4 protein-coding genes are annotated in these 5310 nt (G+C 72.7%); all 4 read right to left on the reverse strand.

All coding sequences use genetic code 11. The annotated features are described in order from the left end of the window. Positions 1-181: 181 nt before the first annotated feature. Complete coding sequence (locus E4P40_RS26065) at positions 182-880, reverse strand: NYN domain-containing protein (protein ID WP_245160602.1); 699 nt, start codon at positions 878-880, stop codon at positions 182-184. Between the two features lie 116 nt (positions 881-996). Continuing rightward, positions 997-3111 carry an EAL domain-containing protein gene (locus E4P40_RS26070; RefSeq protein ID WP_135161223.1) on the reverse strand — a complete coding sequence of 705 codons (2115 nt, stop codon included), beginning with the start codon at positions 3109-3111 and terminating at the stop codon, positions 997-999. Positions 3112-3232: 121 nt separating this feature from the next. Further along, on the reverse strand, positions 3233-4852 hold the full coding sequence (locus E4P40_RS26075) for an acyl-CoA dehydrogenase family protein (protein WP_135161224.1): 1620 nt from the start codon (positions 4850-4852) through the stop codon (positions 3233-3235). Positions 4853-4898: 46 nt separating this feature from the next. Further along, positions 4899-5310 (reverse strand): hypothetical protein (locus tag E4P40_RS26080; protein ID WP_209305529.1); only part of this gene is annotated, 412 nt, incomplete at its 5' end.

Genomic DNA, 5310 nt, shown 5'->3' on the forward strand with positions numbered 1-5310 from the left:
CCTCCGACCGCACCCCCGCCGGGAAGATCTCGGCCAGCCGAGACGGCCGCCCCTCCGCCGGACCCGGCACCTCGACGCCACCGAACGGAGCGATCGCCAGGTCGACGCCGTATCCCTCGAACACATGAGCGAATCTACGGCCGGGGTACGACACTTCGGGCGGCTGACCTGCGGTGACCCGTCAGCGGTCGCGGCGGGCCGTGAAGCTGCTGACGAAATCGCGCAGGCTGCGCGTCGGCCGCAGCCAGGCACCGTCCGGCGGCAGCGCATCGAGACGCACCCGGTCGAGGGGCTCGACGAACGCCCCGGGGACGTCCTCGATGTCGATGAACTCGAGCAGCTCGGAGCTGATCGCGTAGCCGGCCACCTCACTGAAGGCGACCACCACGACGTGCGTGCCCTCGCGGACCAGCTGCTCCAGCGGATCGGCGAAGTTGCGACCGTCCCCCGAGAACACGACCAGCCGGCGGAGCCGGTGACTGTGCGACCGGACGGTGATGTGGTCGAGCATGTCCTGGTCGATGTCGTCGTCCGGCTGGGTCTTCGGCCGGGCGAACACCGAGTACCCGAAGCCCCGCAGCGCCTCCACCCAGCGCTGCAGCGTGCCCGGCTGCGGCGGGATGTTGGCGAACACGCACGCCTCGACGTCCGGGGCGTCGGGCAGCGTCGGGTCGCCGGCGCCCTCGACGAACCAGGCGGCGATCGCGTCGAACCGTGGACGCGAGGCCGCGGTCGGCCGCGCGCCGATGACCGTCGACAGGGTCATGTCGATGTTCGGCGCGTCCCAGATGAGCAGGTCGAGGGAGGGCCGGGCACGGCCGTCCCCCGCCGCCCCCGGGTCGGGAAGGGTCGGGGTCGCGGCCTCGAAGCTGTCGGACACGGGAGCAGTCTGCCGGTCCGGTCCACGGGGCGTGTTCCGCGGCATCGGCGAGAGGGCTGTCACGTGGCGCGGCGGTCCGGCCGGGGCGGTCGCCCGACGCCCTCTGCGCCGTCCGATCACCCGGCCTGGTAGACCGTCGACGACGCCATCACCTGAGCGCAGAGGTCCCCGCCGGCGGCCTGGACGGCGCGCACCCAGCGCGGGATCTCCTCCGCGGGCATCGGCTGCCCGAGCAGCCAGCCCTGGGCGAGATCGCACCCGGCTTCCCGCACCATCCGCAGGTGCTCGGGAGTCTCGACGCCCTCGGCCACCGACCGGATGCCGAGGGTCCGGGTGAGACCGACGATCGCGCCGAGCACCGCCCCGGTCTCGCCGGCCGACGCGCGCTCTGCAGCGGTGAGCAGCGAACGGTCGATCTTGAGCGTGCTGATCGGCAGCGCGAACAGCTGCGCGAGCGAGGACCACCCGGTCCCGAAGTCGTCGATCGCGACGCGCACCCCGAAGCTGCGGAGCACCGTCAGCTGGTCCTCGGCGCGTGTCGGGTCCTCGGCCACGCTCGTCTCGGTCAGCTCGAGCACGAGCTGGTCCGGCGGCAGACCGGAGTCCCGCAGGGCCACCCGGACGTCGCGCACGAGGGTCTCCGCGGAGAAGTGCCGCGCACTGACGTTCACCGACATGCGCAGCGGCAGTCCCTGCGACCGCCACTCCGCGGCCTTCCGCGTCGTCTCCCGGAGCAGCCACCGCGTGATCGGGATGACCTGACCGGTCTCCTCGGCCACGGACAGGAAGGAGTCCGGCGGCAGCAGGCCGCGCTCGGGGTGCTGCCACCGCACGAGGGCCTCGACGCCCTCGACCTCGCCGGTGTCGAGCCGCACCACCGGCTGGTAGTGGACGACGAGCTGGTCGATCGCGTCACCGCGCAGGCGCGTGGCCACCTCCAGCCGCCAGCGCGCGGCCTCGCGCAGCCCGGGCGAGAACAGGTGGACGCGGTCGCGGCCCGAGCTCTTCGCGGCGAACATCGCGGCGTCGGCGTCGCTGAGGAGCTGATGGGCATCCCGGACGTCGGAGCGGGACACGGCGACGCCGATGCTGGCCGACAGCGGAACCGAGATCCCCGCCGCGACGAACGCCGAGCCGAACGTCGTCTGCAGGCGGAAGGCCAGGGCCGCGGCCTCCGCGGAGTCGCAGTCCCGCGCGAGGACGACGAACTGGTCGCCGCCCAGCCGGCCGACGGCGTCGCCGGGCCGCACCTGGTCGGCGAGGCGCTCGCCGACCTGGCGCAGCAGCAGATCGCCGAGCTGGTGGCCGAGGGAGTCGTTGACGGTCTTGAACCCGTCGAGGTCGATGACGAGGAGCGCCGTGCCGGGGGCACCGGGTACGGCCCCGGACAGCGCGTCGCCGATCATGTCGAGGAGGGTCGCCCGGTTCGCCAGGCCGGTCAGCTCGTCGTGGCCGGCCTTCCATGCCATCGCCTGCTCGTCGCGGACGCGGTCGGTGATGTCGATGTGGGTCACGACGATCCGCTCCGACGCCTCGACGCGGGCCGCCTGTAGGCGGAACCAGCTGGCGCACGGGCCCAGTTGCGCGGAGTACTCGTAGTCGAAGGTCATCCCCGCGCCGTCGGGTTGCTCGCGCAGCCGGGAGAGGCCGGCGACGATGGCGGCGTGGTCGGCGGGCCGCAGCGCGTTGCTCATCGACGCCAGGTAGTCGTCGCCGACGCCGCCGGGCCGGATGCCGGCGCTGCGGAGCAGTTCGCCGTTCCCGACCCAGGCACGGTTGGCGACGACGATCCGGTCGTCGCCGTTGACCAGCACGGTCGCCGACGGCAGCGCCTCGAGGACGGCGGTCAGCTGCCGGACCTCGGCGTCGCGCTGCTCGTCGTCCCGGCGGTGGGCGTCGATGTCACGGAAGAAGACGGCGAGGCCGGCGGGGTCGGCGAAGGCGCGGACCTCGTACCAGCGGTTCTGCGGCTGGTAGTGGTAGTCGAACTGCCGGGGCCGGCGATCGGCCAGCACCTCGCGCATCTGGATCTCGAGCAGCGATCCCCTGGTGGCCGGGAAGCAGCCGGGGGCCAGTCGACCCAGCAGCTCGTCCGCCCGGCGCTCGAGCAGCGCCTCGGCCGCGGCGTTCAGGTACGTGAACCGGCCTTTGTGGTCGAGCCGGAACACGGCGTCGGGAACACCCGCCAGCAGATCCAAAGGTTGCTGGCGCCCCGCTTTATGAGGTCGCACGCTTGCCCGCTCTCTCCGCTGCTTCGGTCCCCCCGCCGGGGCGGATGTGACGGCACCGTCCGTCCGGCGACGCTGACGGAGGTCGGTGAATCACATCGAGAGTAGTTGCTTCACTGCGTGTTCAGACAGTCACGATCGAAGCTCTTTCTACGATCTTGTCCACGGGCGTGTCGGCGGGGAGAGTGCCCAGGACAGCACCCCAGTCGCCCGCGAGACGTGTGGCGCAGAACACATCTGCGACCGTCGCGGGGGCGTGCCGCAGCAGCAGCGAGCCCTGCAGGCACAGCGTGAGCAGCCCCGCGATCCGGCGCGCACGGAAGGGGAGCCCGTCGGTGTTCCCGAGCTCTGCGGAGAGCCGGTTCACGGCGTCGTCGAACCGACTGTCCGCGCCACGGGCGAGATCGATCTCGGCGGTGACGGCGGCGAGCGTGTCCGACGACCGGCCCATCGCGCGCAGGACGTCGAGAGCGATGACGTTGCCCGAGCCCTCCCAGATGGAGTTCAGCGGGGCCTGCCGGTACAGCCGGGGCAGACCGGAGTCCTCCACGAACCCGTTGCCGCCCAGCACCTCCATGGCCTCGGCGACGACGCCCGGCGTCCGCTTGCACACCCAGAACTTCGCCGCGGCGCCGGCCAGTCGCAGGAAGGCCGATTCCCCGCCGTCCAGCGCCGCCGCCAGGCGCACCGCCAGCACCGTCGCGGCCTCGCTCTCCAGGGCCAGGTCGGCCAGCACGTTCTGCATCAGCGGCTGATCGACCAGCAGAGCGCCGAAGGCCCGCCGGTGGCGCGCGTGGTGGATGGCCTGCGTCAGGGCGGCGCGCACGGTCGCCGCCGAACCCAGGACGCAGTCCAGCCGTGTGGTGTTGACCATCTCGATGATCGCCGGGACCCCACGCCCAGGCTGACCCACGAGCCAGCCCGTCGTCCCGTCGAACTCGACCTCGCTGGAGGCGTTGGACCGGTCCCCCAGCTTGTCCTTCAGACGTTGCAGGTGGAACACGTTGCGGCTGCCGTCGGGCAGGACCCGGGGGACGGCGAAGCAGGACACGCCCTCCTCCAGCTGCGCCAGCACGAGGAAGACGTCACTCATCGGGGCCGACGTGAACCACTTGTGCCCCGTCAGCCGGTAGGAACCGTCCGGCTGGGGGACGGCGCGCGTCGTGTTGGCGCGAACGTCGGAGCCACCCTGCTTCTCGGTCATCCCCATGCCCGCGACCAGCCCGCGCTTGCCGGTCGGCTCGGCCAGCCCGAACTGGTAGACCGTCGACGTCAGGCCCGGTTCGTACCGGGCGGCCAGCTCCGGGGTACTGCGCAGCGCGGGGACGGCGGCGTAGGTCATCGTCACCGGGCAGCCGTGGCCCATCTCGTTCTGGGTCCAGGCGAAGTAGCCGACGGCGCGGCGCACGTGCGCGTGGGGGGAGGAGTCGGCCCACGGGGCCCCGGCCAGGCCGTTCCCGACGGCGGTGCGCATCAGGTCGTGCCAGGCGGGGTGGAACTCCACCTCGTCGATGCGATGGCCGTAGCGGTCGTGCGTGCGGAGCTTCGGCGGGTTCTCGTTGGCGAGCCTGCCCCACTCCTGCGCCTGCTCGCTGCCGGCCAGCCGACCGAGGTCCGCCAGGGACTCCAGGGTCGCGGCGTCGGCGTGGCGGACGCAGGCCTCGGCGAGGACCGTGTCGCCGGCGATCGGGTCGTGGCCGATCAGCGGCGGGACCTGGTTGGTCACCTCGTGGGTCGTGCTCATGCCTGGACCGTACGACGTGCGCGCCGGTGGAGCGGTCCGGGGCGCACTAGCGCTCGCGGGCTGGATCGACGAGCCGCTCGGCGATCGCGTCCACCGTCTGCAACCTCCCGATCAGCACGTCGGTGACCAGGTCGAACGCCTCGGCGTCGGTCAATGACGACGGCCGGCCGAGGCGGGCGAGGTAGACCGCGGTGGCGATCCAGGCGAACGGCCGGTTCCCCTGCACCAACGGCGCCGTCGTGACGAGGGAGTGCAGCAGCGCTGCCGCCCGGTGCTCCGCCGAGGGATAGACGTCCCGGCCGTCCGCCCGCGCCTCGACACGGGCGAGGGCCGCGCTCAGCAGGCCCATGTCGCGGACGGCCACGGTCGGGCCCACCGTCCGACGGGCCACCTCGAGCAGGTCCTCGAGAGTCAGTCCTGCCACCGGCCGAGCCATTCGACGGCCCCGGCGAACCGGG

Source organism: Blastococcus sp. CT_GayMR20 (genome assembly GCF_004570345.1).